15 protein-coding genes and 1 pseudogene are annotated in these 16832 nt (G+C 72.5%); 5 read left to right on the forward strand and 11 right to left on the reverse strand.

The window, feature by feature from the left end; all coding sequences use genetic code 11:
* Positions 1-2: 2 nt before the first annotated feature.
* The 10 genes and pseudogenes from IE153_RS36715 to IE153_RS36760 all read right to left on the reverse strand — a co-directional run bounded on the left by IE153_RS36715 (position 3) and on the right by IE153_RS36760 (position 8569).
* A complete protein-coding gene (locus IE153_RS36715) occupies positions 3-875 on the reverse strand; it encodes a beta-ketoacyl synthase N-terminal-like domain-containing protein (RefSeq protein WP_189594027.1) in 873 nt (290 codons plus the stop codon).
* Positions 872-2023, reverse strand: a complete 1152-nt coding sequence (locus tag IE153_RS36720; protein WP_189594028.1) for a beta-ketoacyl-[acyl-carrier-protein] synthase family protein — start codon at positions 2021-2023, stop codon at positions 872-874. Before IE153_RS36720 ends, IE153_RS36715 begins: the two co-directional genes overlap by 4 nt.
* Complete coding sequence (locus IE153_RS36725; protein WP_189594029.1) at positions 2020-3324, reverse strand: beta-ketoacyl-[acyl-carrier-protein] synthase family protein; 1305 nt, start codon at positions 3322-3324, stop codon at positions 2020-2022. The genes IE153_RS36720 and IE153_RS36725 overlap by 4 nt, the downstream gene beginning before the upstream one ends.
* Positions 3325-3355: 31 nt before the next feature.
* Complete coding sequence (locus IE153_RS36730; RefSeq protein WP_189594091.1) at positions 3356-3583, reverse strand: acyl carrier protein; 228 nt, start codon at positions 3581-3583, stop codon at positions 3356-3358.
* 158 nt (positions 3584-3741) lie between these two features.
* Positions 3742-4299: an IclR family transcriptional regulator domain-containing protein gene (locus IE153_RS36735; protein WP_189594030.1), complete on the reverse strand. Its 558-nt coding sequence runs from the start codon at positions 4297-4299 to the stop codon at positions 3742-3744.
* Between the two features lie 55 nt (positions 4300-4354).
* Positions 4355-4483 (reverse strand): annotated as a pseudogene (locus IE153_RS36740) (IclR family transcriptional regulator); the annotation flags it as partial.
* Positions 4480-5232, reverse strand: a complete 753-nt coding sequence (locus IE153_RS36745) for a thioesterase II family protein (RefSeq protein WP_189594031.1) — start codon at positions 5230-5232, stop codon at positions 4480-4482. The gene IE153_RS36745 and the pseudogene IE153_RS36740, both read right to left, overlap by 4 nt.
* 392 nt (positions 5233-5624) lie before the next feature.
* Complete coding sequence (locus IE153_RS36750; RefSeq protein WP_438817979.1) at positions 5625-6491, reverse strand: ACP S-malonyltransferase; 867 nt, start codon at positions 6489-6491, stop codon at positions 5625-5627.
* A 285-nt stretch (positions 6492-6776) separates the two neighbouring features.
* The gene (locus tag IE153_RS36755) at positions 6777-7568 is read right to left on the reverse strand and encodes a LuxR family transcriptional regulator (protein ID WP_189594033.1); all 792 of its coding nucleotides are present in this window, start codon (positions 7566-7568) and stop codon (positions 6777-6779) included.
* A gap of 212 nt (positions 7569-7780) precedes the next feature.
* On the reverse strand, positions 7781-8569 hold the full coding sequence (locus IE153_RS36760) for a helix-turn-helix transcriptional regulator (RefSeq protein ID WP_189594034.1): 789 nt from the start codon (positions 8567-8569) through the stop codon (positions 7781-7783).
* 768 nt (positions 8570-9337) lie between these two features.
* Here IE153_RS36760 and IE153_RS36765 point away from each other — a divergent pair.
* The 3 genes from IE153_RS36765 to IE153_RS36775 are packed head-to-tail and all read left to right on the forward strand — an operon-like array spanning position 9338 to position 13594.
* The gene (locus tag IE153_RS36765; RefSeq protein WP_229829347.1) at positions 9338-12163 is read left to right on the forward strand and encodes a non-ribosomal peptide synthetase; all 2826 of its coding nucleotides are present in this window, start codon (positions 9338-9340) and stop codon (positions 12161-12163) included.
* A complete protein-coding gene (locus IE153_RS36770; protein WP_189594035.1) occupies positions 12160-13131 on the forward strand; it encodes an NAD-dependent epimerase/dehydratase family protein in 972 nt (323 codons plus the stop codon). Before IE153_RS36765 ends, IE153_RS36770 begins: the two co-directional genes overlap by 4 nt.
* A 19-nt stretch (positions 13132-13150) precedes the next feature.
* Positions 13151-13594 (forward strand): nuclear transport factor 2 family protein, encoded by a 444-nt coding sequence (locus IE153_RS36775; RefSeq protein WP_189594036.1) that lies wholly within the window; start codon positions 13151-13153, stop codon positions 13592-13594.
* A 64-nt stretch (positions 13595-13658) separates the two neighbouring features.
* Here IE153_RS36775 and IE153_RS36780 read toward each other — a convergent pair whose 3' ends face one another.
* On the reverse strand, positions 13659-13817 hold the full coding sequence (locus IE153_RS36780) for a hypothetical protein (RefSeq protein ID WP_189594037.1): 159 nt from the start codon (positions 13815-13817) through the stop codon (positions 13659-13661).
* Positions 13818-14048: 231 nt separating this feature from the next.
* On the opposite strand from IE153_RS36780, the gene IE153_RS36785 reads away from it, so the two are divergent.
* Complete coding sequence (locus tag IE153_RS36785) at positions 14049-15515, forward strand: Y4yA family PLP-dependent enzyme (RefSeq protein ID WP_189594038.1); 1467 nt, start codon at positions 14049-14051, stop codon at positions 15513-15515.
* On the forward strand, positions 15512-16831 hold the full coding sequence (locus IE153_RS36790; RefSeq protein WP_189594039.1) for a pyridoxal-phosphate dependent enzyme: 1320 nt from the start codon (positions 15512-15514) through the stop codon (positions 16829-16831). Before IE153_RS36785 ends, IE153_RS36790 begins: the two co-directional genes overlap by 4 nt.
* Position 16832 lies beyond the last annotated feature (1 nt).

The following is a 16832-nucleotide window of genomic DNA, read 5'->3' on the forward strand; positions in this document are numbered from 1 at the left end:
CGTCAGGCAGCTTCGGGCGCGAGCAGCAGCAGGTCCGCACCGGCGTCGTGGTCGGCGCCGCCCGCCACGGCCCGCACCGGCTCGCGCCGGCCGGCGTCGAACCAGCCGACGGCGGCGGCCACCTGCAGCACCCCGAAGGCTCCGGAGGCGCTGCCGAGGTGTGCGGGCAGCTCCCAGTGGCCGGGCTCGCGCGGCGCGTCGGCCGCCCTGCGGTAGGGGCCGAGCACGGCGCGGACGGTGGCGTCGCGCGCGGTGGCGGCGACGCGGGCCTCCAGGACGAGCGCGGCTCCCCCGTCGACGGCCCGGCCGCCGCCGAGGAGTCGGCGTACGACCTCGTTGTCGGGTTCGACGCCGAGCACCAGGAACCGCTCGGCGCGGCCGGCCGCGATCATGGTGGCCGCCCAGTGCACGGCGTCCAGGCCGGACGTCTCGCCGTTGCAGACCATCAGGTTGGGGCCGCGCAGCCCGTAGCGGATGGCCGCGGAGGAGGCGATGACGTTGCTGGAGGCGTTGGGCAGGTCCATGGGGCTGGTGCCGGTGACGGTCTCCTCGCGGAGGGTGTCCAGCGCCCGGGCCACCGTGTCGAGATTGCCGAAGTTGGAGCTGGCGACGATGCCGGTGGTCGCGGCCGGCACGGTCAGGCCGTCCTCACCGAGCAGTCCGGCGTCACGCAGGGCGGCGGCGGTCAGCGCGTAGCCGAGCTGGGTGGCCCGGTCCTTGTAGCGCAGTCCCTTGCGGCCCACGTGGTCGGCCGGTTCGACGGGGGTGCCGCCGGGCAGCGGGCCGCCGGCCAGGGCCGCCACGGTGTCGGCGCCTGGCAGCAGGACGGCGGCGCCGGAGACCACCACAGTGGTCTCGGTGGTCGCTTCGTTCATCGGGTCCCCTCCACAAGGGCCACGGCGTTGATGCCGCCGAAGCCGAAGGCGTTGAGCTGTGCCACGCCCAGGTCGCGGCCGGTGGCGGCCTCGCCGGTGACGAAGCGGAACGGCGCGGCCTCCTCGACCGGGTCGTCGAGGCCCACCGTCGGGGGCACCCGGCCCTCCTGCAGGGCGCGGACGCCGATGATCAGGTTGATCAGCCCGGAGGCGCCGGAGGTGTGGCCCGTCATGGACTTGACGGCGGTCATCAGCGGGGCGGAGGCGTCCTCGCCGAGGACGTCGCGCAGGGCGGTGGCCTCGGCCTCGTCGTTGAGCAGGGTGCCGGTGCCGTGCAGCATCACCAGGTCGATGTCGGACGGCTTGACGCCGGCGATCCGGTGGGCGGTGCGCATCGCCTCGGCGATGCCCCCCGGGGAGGGCGCGGTGACGTGGTAGGCGTCGCAGTTGACGGCGACGCCGCGCAGCCGTCCGTGGACCCGGCGGGTGCCGTCGTCGGTGCGGCGCAGCACGATCGCGGCGGCGCCGTCGCCCATCAGCACGCCGGTGCGGTTGCGGTCGAAGGGCCGTACCCGGTCCGGGGGCTGGGGGTGGACGCGCTCCAGCAGCCCGTACATGGACTCGGTCAGCACGTCGACACCGGCGACGATCACGGTGTCGGGGGCGCCGTCGCCCTCCTGGTCGAGCAGGTCGGAGGCGAGCGCCAGCGCGTACAGCGAGGCCGAGCAGGCGTTGGAGAAGGTGTGGGTGACGTCGGCGTTGAAGCGTTCGCGCAGCCCGGTGCCGAAGTGCAGCCCGGAGTCGGCGAACGGGGAACCGTCGCGCCACCACAGCTCCAGCGAGCGGAGCTCCCGCAGGCCGGTGCCGACGAGGACGGGGATGCCGCTGAGGTCCTCGCCGAGCCCGGCGTCGGCGACGGCCTGGCCGACCGCGTCGAGCAGCAGCCGCGTCGCCCGGCCGGGGACGTCCTGGCCGGCCGCCGGCCGGTCGTCGACCTCGTAGGCGTGCTGGGCGCGGAATCTGCTGCGGTCGAAGCCGCGCAGTTCGGCCCGGCCGCTGACGCCCCGGCACAGGGCGTCGAACAGCTCGTCGACGCCGGAGCCGGTGGCGGCGACTGCGCCCATGCCGACGATGGGACGGTACGTCATGACGCCTCCCTGATCGCGTCGCTCACGTCGTGGGGGCCCGTGCGGTGATCGCCGCTGTCGTAACGGCCGAGCAGGACCGCCGCGTTGTTCCCGCCGAACGCCAGGCCGTTGTTCTGCACGATCCGCAGGTCGGCGTCGACGGCCTGGTTGGGCACGCAGTCGACGTCGCACTCGGGGTCGGTGGTGACGTGGTTGATGGTGGGCGGGATGAAACGGTTCTGGATGGCCAGGGCGCAACCGATGGCGCCCAGCGCGCTGGCCGCGCCCATGGTGTGCCCGAGCATCGACTTCATGGAGACGGTGCGCGGCGGGGTGTCCCCGAAGACCTGCCGGATGGCGCCCGCCTCGGTGATGTCGTTCGCCTTGGTGCCCGTGCCGTGCGCCGAGATGAGGTCCACCTCGTGCGGGGCGACACCGGCGTTGTCGAGGGCGAGGCGCATCAAGCCGGCGACGCTGTCCTGGTCGGGGGCCACCTGGTGGTGGGCGTCGCAGTTCAGGCCGTAGCCGAGCACCTCGGCGTAGATGGTGGCGCCGCGCTCCAGGGCGGTCTCGAGCGGCTCCAGGACGAGGATCCCGGCGCCCTCGCCGGTGAGGATGCCCTTGCGGTCGACGTCGAAGGGCTGGCACCGGTCCGGGGCGATGGTGCCGAGCCGGTAGAAGCCGGTGAACGTCTTGCGGCACATGGCGTCGGCGCCGCCGCAGAAGGCGAAGTCCGCTTCGCCGGAGCTGACGGCGTCGAAGCCGTAGCCGATGGCGTAGTTCCCCGCCGAGCAGGCGGTGGGGACGGTGAGCGCCTCCACGTCGCTCAGACCCAGTTCCTGGGCGATGGCCACCGACAGCCGCCCGGCCGGCACCCGCCGGGCGGCCGCGGGGTCGAAGGCGCCTGTTCCGTGGGCGAGTTCGCTCCCGACCAGTTGGTCGAGGTCGTAGCTCTCGCCGTCGGTGGTGCCGATGGAGATCAGCCCGCGCCGGGCGCGCAGCCAGGCCGGGTCGAGTCCGGAGTCCTCCAGGGCCATCCGGGCAGCCGCCGTCGAGAACTGCGCGGCCCGGCCGAGCTGTTCCACCTCCAGCGTGCTGATCCAGTCCCGCGGGTCGAAGTCCGTGATCTCGCACCCGTTCGCGTGGGCGAAGCCCTCGGTGCCGAACACGGTGATGGGCCGGGCACCGCTGCGGCCCTCGCGGAGTCCCTGGAGGAACTCCTTCGCGCCCAGTCCGATGCTGGAGACCACTCCGAGTCCGGTGAGGACCACCCGACGCCGCTCCGGTCGTCTCCGGCCGGTGCCGCTCACTGCCGTCGTCATGCCAACCTCCCAGTCCGCGCGAGCGGTTCGACTACCAGCCGGCCGGCTCCGCGACGACCTCGTAGACGCCCTTGAGGTTCACCATGCGCGGCAGTTCGCTCTGGTTGATGACGACGCCGAACTCCTTCTCCAGGGCGGCGAGAATCTCGATGGCGCGGAGCGAGTCGGCGTTGTGGTCCTCCTTGAAAAGGGCGACCTCGGTGACCTCGTCCTCCTCTATCTCGAGAATGTCGCAGACGATTTCCTTGATGGTTTCCATACGCTCGTCGCGCGTGGCAGTGGTCACACCATTACCTCTTTCCGAAGTGGCCGCGATCGGGTTTTTCACGGCACGTTTCCATCGCTTCTGAATGGTGCGAGGGGACCCGCTTCCCTCACAACAGCGGCTGCAACAAGCTGCCACCGCCGCAAGGGAATTCAGGGGAGAGAATGACCGGGCAGGCGCAGCAGGGAGTCGGCGAGGCCGGTCACCGCGTCGAACAGGACACGGCCGAGCCTGCGGTCGGGGGTCTGGGGCATGCGGGAGGCCGGCCCGGTCACGGCCAGGGCGGAGGCCACCCCGTCGTCGGGGGCGCGCACGGGCACGGCGTACGTGACGCCGCCCGGGCGCAGCGGGTCGGGTCCGTAGGCCCAGCCCCTGCGGCGTACGGCGGCGAGCTGTGTGGCGGTGAACCGGGCGCAGCTCAGCGCCTCGTACAGCTCGTCGGGCGGCTGCCAGGCGAGCAGGACGCCGGCGACGGGGCCGGCGGAGGCGGGGCGGGTGGCGCCGATGGGCGGGGAGCCGGTGGTGACGGAGGCGGCGACACAGATCTGCAGGCCGTTGCGGCGCCGGTGCAGCAGGGCGTCGAGGCCGGTCTGCGCACGCAGTTCGGTGAGAACCGGTCCGGCGGCGCCGGCCAGCCAGCCGGTCGTGGCGTACGCCGAGGGCCGCGGCGTCGAGCCGGGGTCCGTGGACGAACCGGCCGTGCAGGTCACGGGTGAGCAGCCCGAGACGTTCCAGGGCGACGGCGATGCGGTGGACGGTCGGCCTGGGGAGTCCGCTGTACATCACGAGGTCGCCGAGGGTGGCGGGGCCGCCCTCCACGGTCTCCAGCAGCACGGCCGCCTTGTCGAGTACGCCGACACCGGTCGCGGTCCGGGGTGGGGTCGCGGTGCTCATCGCTTCGGCGCCAGCCGCGCACGGATGTCCCGGACGAGGTCGTCGCGGCGGTCCCTCAGGTAGAAGTGGCCGCCGGGCAGCACCGTCAGGCCGAATCCCTTGGGTGCGACGCCGGCCCAGGCGGCGACCTCGTCGGCGCGGATGTCGGGGTCGTCGGCGCCGACGAAGCCGGCCACCGGGCAGCCCAGAGGGACGCCGGGCCGTGCGGGGTAGCGGGCGACGGCGGCGAAGTCGGCCCGGATGGCGGGCAGGACGAGCTCGCGCAGGTCCTCGTCGTCGAGCAGCGCGGCGTCGGTGCCGCCCAGCCGCCTGACCTCGTCCAGCAGGGCCGTGTCGCCGCCGAGGGCGGCGGTGCGCGGGGTGAGCAGGTGCGGGGCCTTGCGGCAGGAGACCATCAGCAGGTCCAGCGTGGTGTGGTGGTGTGCCTCCAGGCGCAGGGCGAGCTCGTATCCGACGGAGGCGCCCATGCTGTGGCCGAACACGGCCAGCGGGGTGCCGAGGTAGGGCACCAGTTCGTCGGCGAGGGCGTCGGTGAGTTCCTCGATGCTGGTGAGCGGTTCTTCCGCGATGCGCTCCTGCCGGCCGGGGTAGCGGGCGGCGAGGACCTCCACGTCGTCGCCGAAGGCGTGCCCCCAGTCGTGGAAGAAGCCGGCCGAGCCGCCCGCGTGCGGCAGGCACAGCAGCCGCAGCCGGGGCGGGGCGGCGGTGGCGTAGCGCCGCAGCCAGATGCTTGTCGTGCCGAGTGCCATGGCAGATGGCCTCCTTGTGGCGTGGGGTGATCGGTCCAGGCGCCCGGGGCCTCCGGGGTGGCGTGCGGGGGTGCGGTCCGGCGCACCGGGGCTTCCGACCGGGTGGGATCTTCGGTCCGGCGGGGCGTGGGGTGGTCGTCCAGCGCGCTCGGCGCATCCTGCGGGGCGCGGGCTCGTCGGTCCGGCGGGCCCGGGCGTCCGACGGGGCGTGGGGTGGTCGTCCGGCGGGGCGTGGGGTGGTCGTCCGGCGGGGCGTGGGGTGGTCGTCCAGCGGGGTGTGGGGTGGTCGCCCAGGGGGGCATGAGGTGGTCGTCCAGCGCGCTCGGCGCATCCTGCGGGTGTGGGCTCGTCGGTCCGGCGGGCCCGGGCGGCCGGCGGGGTGTGGGGGTCCCTCAGTCCAGGGCGTTCGGGGTGTCCAGTGACACGGCCTCGGTGTCCGGGGTGATCCGGCGGGCCAGGCCGGCGAGGGTGCGGCCCGGGCCGATCTCGACGAGACGTCGGCAGCCGAGCGGGCCGGTGAGGATGTCCACGCTCTGCTCCCACAGCACCGGTGAGGTGAGCTGGCGGGTGCCGAGGGCGGGCCAGTCGCAGTCGCCGGAGTGGGCCTCGGCGTCCACGTTGGCCACGACGGGCAGATGGGAGGGGGCGAAGGCGGTGTTCTTCAGCGCCGCACGCAGGGTGTCGGCGGCGGGTTCCATGTACGGGCTGTGGAAGGCGCCGCCGACCTGGAGCCGGATCAGTTTGGCGCCGATGGAGGGCGCCTCGCCGGCGAGGCGGTCGATGCCCTCGGCGGAGCCGGAGACAACGGTCTGGCCGGGGGCGTTGACGTTGGCGACCCAGACGTCCAGGCCCTCCTCGCGCATCCGCGCGGTGAGCGCGGACACCTCGGTGAGGGGCGCGGCGACGAGGACGCCCATGGTGCCCTCGACGGCCTCGGCGGCCTTCCGCATGGCCCGGCCCCGGGCGGCGACCAGTCCGGCCGCGGCGGGCAGGGCGAGCGCGCCGGCGGCGACGAGGGCGGCGTACTCGCCGAGGCTGTGGCCCGCGCAGGCGACGACGGTGCCGCCGAGGGCGTCCCGGCGCGTGGCCTCGGCGTGGGCGATCACCGAGACGCTGAACACGGCGAGCTGGGCGAGATCGGTGCGGCGCAACCGCTCGCCGGGCGTGCGCAGCAGGAGCTCGGGGATGTCCTCCCCGGTGACCTCGGAGATCTGGCGGGTGAGTTCCCAGGACGGAGTTTCTTTCCAGGGTTCTCCCATGGCCTCTTTCTGTGTTCCCTGTCCTGGAAACAGCAGGGCGACCGGCATACGACTCATGGACCCGCCTTCCGCGTGAATGCACCGGGGAGGGCGGGGACCCGTCCGGGGAATGGGAGCCGACGGGTCCCCGCAGGCCGGCGGACGGGAGCGGGGGATTCTCGACGCCGCCGGGCGAAGGAATTCACGCACACTCCCGCGAGGGGTGAATTCCTTTCTCACGCTCCATAAGACTGCCGGTGCGCGGCGGACGGCAACACCGCTTTCAGGAAGCTGCCAGCCGGGAGGTCACGGCCGGTCGCCGGGGCGTGTCCGGTGCGGTGCTGCCGGGGGCAGCAGACCGAGCTCGGCCGCCCGTACGCCGGCCTGGAAACGGGAGTTTGCCCCGAGCAGCGCCATGATCTCGGCGACGTGGCGCCGGTAGGTGCGCACCGAGACGGCGAGGTCGCGGGCGGCCACCTCGTCGGTGACGCCGGCCCACAGGGCGGCGAGGATCTGCCGGGCGAGGGCGCCGCGGTCGCGGTTGCCGAAGACGACGCGCTCCCCGGCGGGCACGGCGTCGCGCCAGACGTTCTCGAAGAGAGTGGCGAGGGTGTGCAGCAGTTCCGGTGCCCGGATCATCGACGCCCGGCGGCCGACGGCGGACTCGGCGACGACGAGCGCGACGGTGCCGTCGATCATGAGCGCCTGGAGCGGGGGCACTCGGGCGATGCGGATGGCCACCGGTCTCTCCTTGCCGAGCTGTTCGCGGACGAAGTCCTCGTCGACCAGGGCGGGGCTGCTGAGCAGCCGGACCACGACGGCGTCGGAGGCCTCGTAGATCAGCTGCCGCTCGACTCCCTCACCCCGACCGGGCTCCTCCCGGTCGCCGGGCATGCGGGCGTGCACGATGTCGATGGTGCGCGTCGCGCCCGCTATGAGATCCCGCGCCTGTCCGAGCACCGCGGGGTAGCCGCCTTCGACGACGGTGATCCGTTGTTCCTGGAGGCTGCGGTCGCGATGGATGGCGACCGTCGACTCGATCAGGGTCTGCACCTTGAGGAGCGCCTGCTCAAGGTCGTCCTCAGCGCTGTCCGACACGTCCTGTTCCCCGTTCCCCGTTTGTTCCCCGCCGAGCGAAACGGTTGTGCTCCTGGCGCGCCTCGCCCTTGGCGGCCCGTGGTCGGGCCGGGGGCGGGCGGCTTGCGGGCGCTCCGGTCGGCGGGGTGGTGCCGGGTGCGCCACGGGAACCCGGTTGTGCGAGGGGCGCCGTGCACCCGGAGTGCGGACGGTGTGGACGGCGCGGCTCACGGCTACTCCTGCTGCATCAGCCCCAGTTCGACGGCACGTGCTCCGGCCTGGAAGCGGGAGCTGGCGCCCAGTTCCCGCATGATCTCGGCGACATTGCGGCGGTAGGTGCGCAGGGAGACGTTGAGTTCGCGGGCGGCGACGTCGTCGGTCTGGCCGGACCGCAGCCGTTCCAGGATCCTGCGGCTGAGGTCGCTGCGCAGCCGCGGGCCGAGGGCGAGGTGGTCGTCGAGCCGCCGGCAGCGGGACCAGGTTCCGGCGAAGAGCAGTTCCAGTGCGCGCACGGCGGCGGTGTCGGTCACCAGGGTGGCCTGGGCGCCGCTGTCGACGCCGGGCACCGCGCGGATCAGGGCACGGGCGCCGTCGACCACGACGGTGTCCCGTAACTGGCCCTCGGAGCACCGCACTTCGAAGCGGCTGCCCCCGGCCGCGCTGAGCCGGGCGAGGGAGCCGTCCGCGACCGCGGTGGCGCACAGGACCCGCACATGCGGTCCGGGCGGGACCTCGGTGAGCAGTTCCTTCACGGTGGCGCTGAACTCGTCGGCTGAGGTCAGGGCGACGCACACGGTGTGACGCGCCTCCCCCAGCAGCTCGTTCAGCGTCCCGCGCAACACCGCGACGCTGGTGTGTGTCCCCTCGGGGCCGCCGGCGGGGCGCTTGCGGTAGAGGGAGACGGTGGACTCGATGAGTGCTCGGGCCTGCAGCAGGGTCTGTTCGACATGGGCCGCATGGTCCCCGCGGGCGGTGTCCTGCGCCCGGTCCGTTCCTGGTGAGTCGATGACAGCACCGGTCACTGGTGTCCCCCTTGGTCACCCAGCCCTGCTCGTGGCTCGTGCGTGCCTCTTGCCGAGGTTCAACGGCTCACCGCTTCACCGCCGAGATCCGTGAACGCCGAACTATTCAATCCCGAATCTTTTTGGCGGATGCGTGGCCTGCCTCGACTCAGACAATAGTTCGCTGACTCAGAACCAGTCAACAAGATCCAGCCTGCCGACGCCCGCCGGCCAGAAGCCCATATCCGCTTTCCACCTTTCCGGCCGGCCGGGGATTACTTCCAGGAGCCCTGACAGCAAGCTGCACCTCAACCCCCGAACCTGATTCTCCACTTCCGGTTGCGCCACCGAATGCACCGCTCCCCTCACCCGGCGTCGTACATCTGTCCACTTCCGGCCAACTGCCCCCTGTTGCAGCTCCGATCGAGCCTTCGCCAAGCCTACGGTGACCGGGTCACGCCAAGCCACACCGGCCCCTCATTACCAACCGGACGGTACGGCCGGCGTGATCGAGAATTCCCACGGGAGAAAAGGCACCGGCACGGAGGCGGCAAAAGGCATTCCGTCCGCTCTCCCGGCGCGAGTGCGCCGCCCGCCGTGACACACAGGCGAGCCAAGGTTTCACGGTATTCCACATGCTGCCCGGGGGAATTGCGGACGACCAAAGAGCACAAGGCGCGGTGATGTCCGGGCCGTCACATCGAGTCCCGTCAGTTCCTTCACGTCCTTCACGTTCCGGCGCAGAGCGGCCCGTGCCGCCCGCCATCGCAGACAGGGAGAGACACGATCGTGAACCGCCCACCCTCCACCCCGCGTTCCCTCACCGACCTGCTGCTGTCCGCCGCCGACCGGCACCCCGGCACCGGAGTCCGCTACTGCCTCGGCCCCGCCGACGCGGACTACCAGGACCTGCCCCATCCCGAGCTGCTGGCCGAATCCGCCCGCCTGCTGGCCTCGTTGCGCGCCCGGGGCCTGCGGCCGGGCGACCGGGTCGTGCCCGTCCTGGAGCGACCACAGGACTTCCTGCCCGTGTTCTGGGCCGCGGTGCTCGGCGGCTTCGTCCCTTGCCCCATGGCACCGCTGCGCGGCGACCGGGAGCGCTGGGCCGCCCAGCTGGAGCACGTCAACACCCTGCTCGACGGCCCCCTGGTGGTGACCGGCGAGGCCCTGGCCGCCGAACTGCCCGGCGTGGACGGACTGTCGGTGGCGTCCCTGGAGGAACTGCGCGCCGCCGGCCCGATGCCCGCCGGGGACTTCCACCGCGCGGCGCCCGGGGACACCGCGGTCCTCGTGCTGACCTCCGGCTCCACCGGCCACTCCAAGGCGGTCGTGCTCACCCACGCCAACCTGCTGGCCTCCATGACGGCCAAGAACGGCCACCACCGACTCTCCGCCGACGACACCACCCTCAACTGGGTGTCCTTCGACCATGTGGCCGCCCTGCTGGAGTGCCATCTGCTGCCGCTGTCCACGGGCAGTCGGCAACTGCACGTCGAGGCGCGGGTCGTCCTCGACGAGCCGCTGGAGTTCCTCCGGCTGGTCTCGCGGCACGGCGTCACGATGACCTTCACCCCGAACTTCCTGCTCGGTCTGATCAACGCGGCCGGCGACCGGCTGCGCGAGAGCGCAGAGCGGCTGGACCTGTCCCGGGTGCGGCACGTCGTCAGCGGCGGTGAGGCCGTGGTCGTCGCCACCGGGGAGAGGTTCCTCGACCTGCTCGCGCCCTATGGACTGGCCCGCGACGCGCTGTGGCCGGCCTTCGGCATGACCGAGACCTGCGCGGGAAGCGTGTACTCCCGCAAGGCGTTCCCCGACGCCGACCGCGGCGCCGAGTTCGCCAACCTCGGCACCCCGGTACGGGACCTGCACATCCGCATCGCCGACCCGGAGGACCGCCCGCTGCCCGAGGGCCAGGTGGGTGAGCTGCAGCTGCGCGGCCCGATGATCACGCCGGGGTACTACAACAACGAGACGGCCACACGCGAGGCGTTCACCTCGGACGGCTGGTTCCGCAGCGGTGACCTGGGCCGGCTCGACGGGGAGCGGCTGACCCTGGCCGGACGCAGCAAGGACAGCATCATCGTCAACGGCGTCAACTACTTCGCTCACGACATCGAGTCCGTCCTCGAACAACTCGACGGCGTCGCCCGTTCCTACGTCGCGGCCTTCCCCGTCCGCCCGGCCGGCAGCGACACCGAGCAGCTGGTGATCGCCTTCACCCCTGAGGCCGCCACGGCCGGCGGGGCCGAGGGCACCGAGGAGGCCGCCCTGCACCGGGTGCTCATGACCGTCCGCAGCACCGTGGTGATGCACTGGGGCTTCCGTCCGGCGCTGATCCTGCCGCTGCCGGCCGAGGCCTTCCCCAAGACCAGCCTCGGCAAGATCCAGCGCTCGCTGATGCGCCGGCGACTGGAGCATGGGGCGTATGACACCGCGCGCCGGGCCGTCGACGAGCTGACGCTGCGCATGCTGGGCGGCTACACCGCCCCCGAGGGCGCGACCGAGCGGGTGCTCGCGGAGATCTACGCCGAACTGTTCGACACCGACCCCGCCGCGATCAGCGCCACCGCCAACTTCTTCGACCTGGGCGGCACGTCGATGGACATCCTCCGGCTGCGCGGGAGGGTCGCCGAGCGGCTGGGGGTGAGCGGTCTGGAGGTGATCACGGTCCTCAGGGCACCGACGGTCCGCGCCCTGGCCGCCCGGCTCCAAGAGGGTGCCGCGACCGGCACGCGCGCATACGACCCCCTGGTGCCGATGCAGACCGGCGGGGACAAGACGCCCCTGTTCTGCGTCCACCCCGGCGTGGGCGAGGTGCTGGTGTTCGTCAACCTCGCCAAGTACTTCGCGGGCGACCGGCCGTTCCACGCCCTGCGGGCCCGCGGCTTCGACGAGGGCGAGAAGCCGTTCGCGACGTTCGAGCAGATGGTGGACTGCTACGCCGACGCCATCCAGCGCAAGCAGCCGCACGGCCCGTACGCGGTGGCCGGGTACTCCTTCGGCGGCGTGGTCGCCTTCGAGATCGCCAAGGTGCTGCGCGACCGCGGGGAACGCGTCGACTTCGTCGGCAGCCTCAACCTCCCGCCGCACATCAAGTACCGCATGGAGGAACTGGACTTCGCCGAGACCGCGACGAACCTGGCCTTCTTCCTGGCGCTGATCGACAAGAAGCGGAGCACCGAACTGCCGGCCCGGCTGCGCCCGCTCCCCCGCGAGGGGCAGATCGCCCGGCTCATGGACCAGGCACCGCCCGGCCGGCTGGCCGAACTCGACCTGGACGCCGACCGGTTCGCCACCTGGGCGGAGCTCGCCGACGCACTCACCGACCTCGGCCGCGACTACCGGCCCAGCGGCTCGGTGCCGTCGGTCAGCGTCTTCCACGCCACCCCGCTGCGCGGCACCCGCCGGGACTGGCTGGAGAACGAGCTGCGCCGCTGGGACGACTTCACCGACGGGCCCAACCGCTACATCGAGGTGCCCGGCGAGCACTACACCATGCTGTCGCCGCAGCACGTGGCCGAGTTCCAGGCGATCCTGCGCCAGGAACTGGACGCGCGGCTCGCGGAGGCCGACGAGATCGCGATCCGACGGGGAAACAGGGGAGACGACCGATGACGCCCGGCACCGAAACCGGCACCGGCTCTGCTGCGGCGACCGCGCCGCGCGGCGCGAAGATCCTGATCACCGGCGGCACCGGGCAGGTCGCCCGCCCGGTCGCCGAGGCGCTGGCCGAGCACAACGACGTGTGGTGCCTGGGCCGCTTTGCCGACGCAGGCGTCGAGCGCTCGCTGAACGGGCACGGCATCACCACCTGGCGGTGGGACATGGACGACCCGTCCGCGCACGCCCTCAAGCGGCTCCCGCAGGACTTCACGCACGTGCTCCACTCGGCGGTGCGCCGCGGCGAGGACGGCGACTTCAACGCCACCGCGGAGATCAACGCGGTCGCCACCGGCCGCCTGATGCAGCACTGCCGCACCGCCTCGTCGTTCCTGTACGTCTCCACCGGCGCCCTGTACAAGCGGCAGACCCTGGACCACCGGTACACCGAGGACGACCCGGTCGACGGCGCCGCGGACTGGCTGCCCGCCTACCCGATGGGCAAGCTCGCCACCGAGGGCGCGGTGCGCGCCTTCGCGCAGGTCCTGGAGCTGCCCACGACCATCGCACGGCTCAACATCGCCTACGGGCCCGGCACGTACGGCGGGGTCCCGATGCTCTACTTCACGCAGATGCTCGCCGGCGCCCCGATCGCCGTACCGCTGGAGGGCCAGAACTGGTGCTCGCTGCTGTACACCGACGACCTCGTCGCCCAGGTCCCGCACCTGTGGCGGGCCGCGTCGGTGCCGGCGACGCTGGTGAACTGGGGCGGTGACGAGCCGGTCGGCGTCACGGACTGCATCCGTCACATCGAGGCCCTGACCGGAGTAGCGGCCCGGCTGGTGCCGAGCGAAGTGACGCGTGAGACCTATCAGTTCGATCCGACGCTGCGCCGCCGGCTGACCGGCCCCTGCCGGGTCGGCTGGCGGGACGGCATCGAGCGCACCCTGCGCGCCCTGCACCCCGACCGTTTCGGCGTCTGACCGAGGGAGAGACGGCACGATGACGACGGCACTGGCGACCGCGACGGAAGCGGCGACCGCGACGGACACGAGCGAGAACCTGCGGCTGATCCGGCAGGCCTACGAGGCGTTCCACGCCCGGGACGTGGGCGCGCTGCTGGCGACGCTGGACCCCGAGGTGGAGTGGGTGCACCCCGACGGGATGGCCGGGTACGACCTCGGCGGCACCAAGCGCGGTCACGCGGGCGTCCGGGCGTTCCTGGCCCATGTCCCCACCGTGCTCGGCGGAATGCGCCTGGAGCCACGGGAGTTCCTGGCGGACGGGGACCGGGTTGTGGTGTTCGGGGAGCGCGAGGTGACCTCGGCGCGCGGCCGCACCGCGCGGCTGTCCTTCGTCCACTCCTGGACGCTGCGCGGCGGCAGGGCGGTCCGCATGGAGGACATCTTCGACACGGTCGAGTTCCACCGGCTGATCGAGAGCTGAGAGCCGCCCGCAGCACGGCGCCGCGCCCTGTCTCCCCCCGCACGGGGAGACAGGGCGCGGCCGTTCACGGCGGAATCCCGACGGCTGCCTGGAGCCGCCCGCACGCCCACGACGGCCGTGAGAACTCCGTCCAGTACTCCCGGTGCGAGGTGATGATGGACGGCAGCGCGGCCACGGCGGTACGGATGCCTCGGGTGCGGACGGCTCGGGTGCGGTTCTGCATGGTCTCCCCCATTGGTCCTCTGGTCTTCCTCGATCGGGTTCCCCGGTCGCTGTGCGCCCGGCGCGCGCCGCACCTCGGGGCCGTGATCCGCTTCACGCCGACAACCGGACAGGTCGGGGCCTTACAGGGCGTAAAGCGACCGAAGAATGGATATGGGCTATACGGCGAAACGCGGGGAGTGTCCGACGTGCCCGGATGCCGGGCGCAGCGGCTTCAGGAGGGGGAGCGCGCATGGACGGCCGGCCCTTATATCTCGAACCGCGGCTGGAGCCACGGCTGAGATCGCTCGTGGCGGCGCACGGCACGCTGCACTCGATCGTCGACGCACTCGGCTCACCCCTGCACGTCGTGGTGCCGGACCAGATCGCCGAGAACCTGGAGCGCTTCCGGTCGGTGTACCGGGCGCACCACCTGTCGGGGCAGGTCTTCTACGCCCACAAGGCCAACCGCTCCAGTGCGCTGCTGCGGCGGCTCGCGGCGACCGACGCGGGCGTGGACGTCGCGTCGCTGGGCGAGTTGCAGCACGCCCTGGGTGCCGGTTTCAGCGCCGACCGGATCACGGCCACCGGGCCGAAGAACCCCGAGTTCCTGTGGCTGGCGGCGCGCACGGGTGTCACGGTCAACGTCGACGGCGTCGCCGAGCTGGACCGGCTCGCCGCCCTGGTGCGCAAGCACGGGCTCGCCCCGGCGCGGGTGCTGCTGCGACTGTCGGGCTTCGAGACGTCGGGCGTGAAGGTGCTGAGCCGGCGCAGCCGTTTCGGTACGCCGGTACGGGAGTTGGAGCCGCTGCTGGAGGCGGTCGAGCGGCACGGTGACGCGGTCGATCCGACGGGGGTGGCCTTCCATCTGGACACGACGAGCGTCGCGGAAAAGGCGACGGCCCTCGAAGGGTGCCTGGCCGCCCTGGAGTTGTGCCGGAGCCGGGGTCTGCGGCCCCGGGCCGTGGACGTCGGCGGCGGGTTCGGCATCAGCTACCTCGCCGAGCGGGAGCAGTGGGAGGCGTACACGAGCGGGCTCACCGCGGCCGTCCTCGGCCGGCGTCCGCCCCTGACGTGGGGCGGGCACGGCTACGGGCTGCGCAACGAGTCCGGCACCCTGCGCGGCACGCTGGGCCTCTACCCCGCTCACCGCTCCGTCGCCGGCGCCGCCTACCTGGACGAGCTGCTGGCCCAGCCCGCCGGCTCGCTGGGCGGACGCCCGCTGGCCGCGCTGCTGCTGGAGCACCTGTACGACCTGCACACCGAGCCCGGCCGGGCCCTGCTGGACCAGTGCGGACTCACCCTGGCGCGGGTCCTGGAGGTCCGCGGCCCGGAACCCGGTGGGGAACTGCTCGTACGGCTGGCCGCGAAGGCGGACGACATCGCCCTGGAGGACCACGGAGTGCTGATGGACCCGGTCGTCGTTCCCAGAAGCGGAGCCGGGGCGGGTGAGGGGCCCGTCGCCGTGCACCTCTTCGGCAGCCTCTGCCTGGAGACCGACCTCATCACCCGGCGCACGGTGTTCCTGCCGCGCCGCCCGGAAGCCGGTGACCTGCTCGCCTTCGCCAACACCGCGGGCTACGCCATGGACTTCCACGCCACGCGCGCCCAGCACCAGCCCGCCGCCCGCAAGGTCGCCGCCTGGCAGGACGGCGACGCGTGGCGCTGGTGCCTCGACGACCAGTTCTGGCCGATCACGCCCTCGGGGGGAGTCCAGTGAGGTACGACAGCATCACCGAGGCGATAGGCAACACCCCGCTGGTGCGGATCGACCCGGCCGTGCACGGCCTGCGGAACATCGACCTGTACGCCAAGCTGGAGATGCTCAACCCGTTCGGCTCGGTCAAGGACCGGGCCTCCTGGAGCATGGCGCGGCCCCTGCTGGACGAGGCGGTCGAGCACGGCAGCCAGGTGGTGGAGTTGTCCAGCGGCAACACGGCCAAGGCCCTCGCGGTCATCGCGGGCATGCACGGCCTGGGCTTCAAGAGCGTCACCAACCGGATGCGAGTCCCGGAGATCAAGGATCTCCTGCTGCTGCTCGGCGCGGAGATCGAGGAGTTGCCGGGGCAGAGCGAGTGTCTGGACCCGACCGCCACGGACGATCCGCTGACCCTGTTCCACCGGACGCTGTCGGCCTCCGGCAGTGCCTATCTGCACACCGACCAGTACTTCAACCCGCGCAACACCGAGGCCCATCTCACCGGCACCGGGCCGGAGATCGTCAAGGACCTGGACGGCCGGGTCCCGGACTGGTTCGTCGCCTGCGTGGGCACCGCCGGTTCCTCCACGGGTGTCGCCCGCGCCCTGCGCGAGGAGGACCCGTCCGTGCGGGTGCTCGGGCTGGTCGGGGCCAAGTCCGACTTCATCCCGGGGATCCGCACCATCGACGAGGTGCAGGAGGTCGGCCTGTTCGATCCGGAGACGTACGACTCGGTGGAGTCGGTGAGCGCCGACGAGGCGATCGAGGGCATGCTCACCCTGAACCGCCGCTGCGGCATCCTCGGCGGCCCCACCGGAGGGGCGGCCTACTTCGGAGCGATCCGCCATCTGCGCTCTGCGGACGAGGAGTTGACCGAGCGCCGGACTGCGGTGTTCATCGTCTGCGACCGCGTGGAGAGCTATCTGAGCTACGTCCGGCAGCGGCGCCCCGATCTGCTGGGCCGGCCGGCCCGGAAGAACTCGCCGGCCGACCTGTCGGACGCCGAGGTCGGCGCGGCGCCGTCGATCGGCGTGGCCGACGCCCGGCGCTGGATCGACTCCGACCGGCCGCTCGTGGTCGACCTGCGCAGCCCGTTCGCGTACGCGGCGCTGCACATCGACGGGTCGGTCAACATCGTCGACGAGCTGTTCGCCGAACTCCTGCGGGGCGGGCTGCCGTTCAGCCGGCGTCAACCGGTGCTGCTGGCCTGCCCGGTCGGTGAGCAGTCCGCGCGGTACGCGGCGCTGCTGACCCGGATGGGCCACCCGGACGTGCGCAGCCTGGCGGGCGGCATCATCGCCTGGCGGGACGCGGGCGCCCCCCTGGTGCGGGACTGAC

This window comes from Streptomyces massasporeus, from assembly GCF_014648995.1.
Taxonomy (GTDB): Bacteria; Actinomycetota; Actinomycetes; order Streptomycetales; family Streptomycetaceae; genus Streptomyces; species Streptomyces massasporeus.

What these genes read in the sequence shown, in the direction of transcription:
- IE153_RS36715 (WP_189594027.1), bottom strand. Translation starts at nt 875, where the DNA reads ATGAACGAAGCGACCACCGAGACCACTGTGGTGGTCTCCGGCGCCGCC.
- IE153_RS36720 (WP_189594028.1), bottom strand. Translation starts at nt 2,023, where the DNA reads ATGACGTACCGTCCCATCGTCGGCATGGGCGCAGTCGCCGCCACCGGC.
- IE153_RS36725 (WP_189594029.1), bottom strand. Translation starts at nt 3,324, where the DNA reads ATGACGACGGCAGTGAGCGGCACCGGCCGGAGACGACCGGAGCGGCGT.
- IE153_RS36730 (WP_189594091.1), bottom strand. Translation starts at nt 3,583, where the DNA reads ATGGAAACCATCAAGGAAATCGTCTGCGACATTCTCGAGATAGAGGAG.
- IE153_RS36745 (WP_189594031.1), bottom strand. Translation starts at nt 5,232, where the DNA reads ATGGCACTCGGCACGACAAGCATCTGGCTGCGGCGCTACGCCACCGCC.
- IE153_RS36750 (WP_438817979.1), bottom strand. Translation starts at nt 6,491, where the DNA reads ATGGGAGAACCCTGGAAAGAAACTCCGTCCTGGGAACTCACCCGCCAG.
- IE153_RS36770 (WP_189594035.1), top strand. Translation starts at nt 12,160, where the DNA reads ATGACGCCCGGCACCGAAACCGGCACCGGCTCTGCTGCGGCGACCGCG.
- IE153_RS36775 (WP_189594036.1), top strand. Translation starts at nt 13,151, where the DNA reads ATGACGACGGCACTGGCGACCGCGACGGAAGCGGCGACCGCGACGGAC.
- IE153_RS36780 (WP_189594037.1), bottom strand. Translation starts at nt 13,817, where the DNA reads ATGCAGAACCGCACCCGAGCCGTCCGCACCCGAGGCATCCGTACCGCC.
- IE153_RS36785 (WP_189594038.1), top strand. Translation starts at nt 14,049, where the DNA reads ATGGACGGCCGGCCCTTATATCTCGAACCGCGGCTGGAGCCACGGCTG.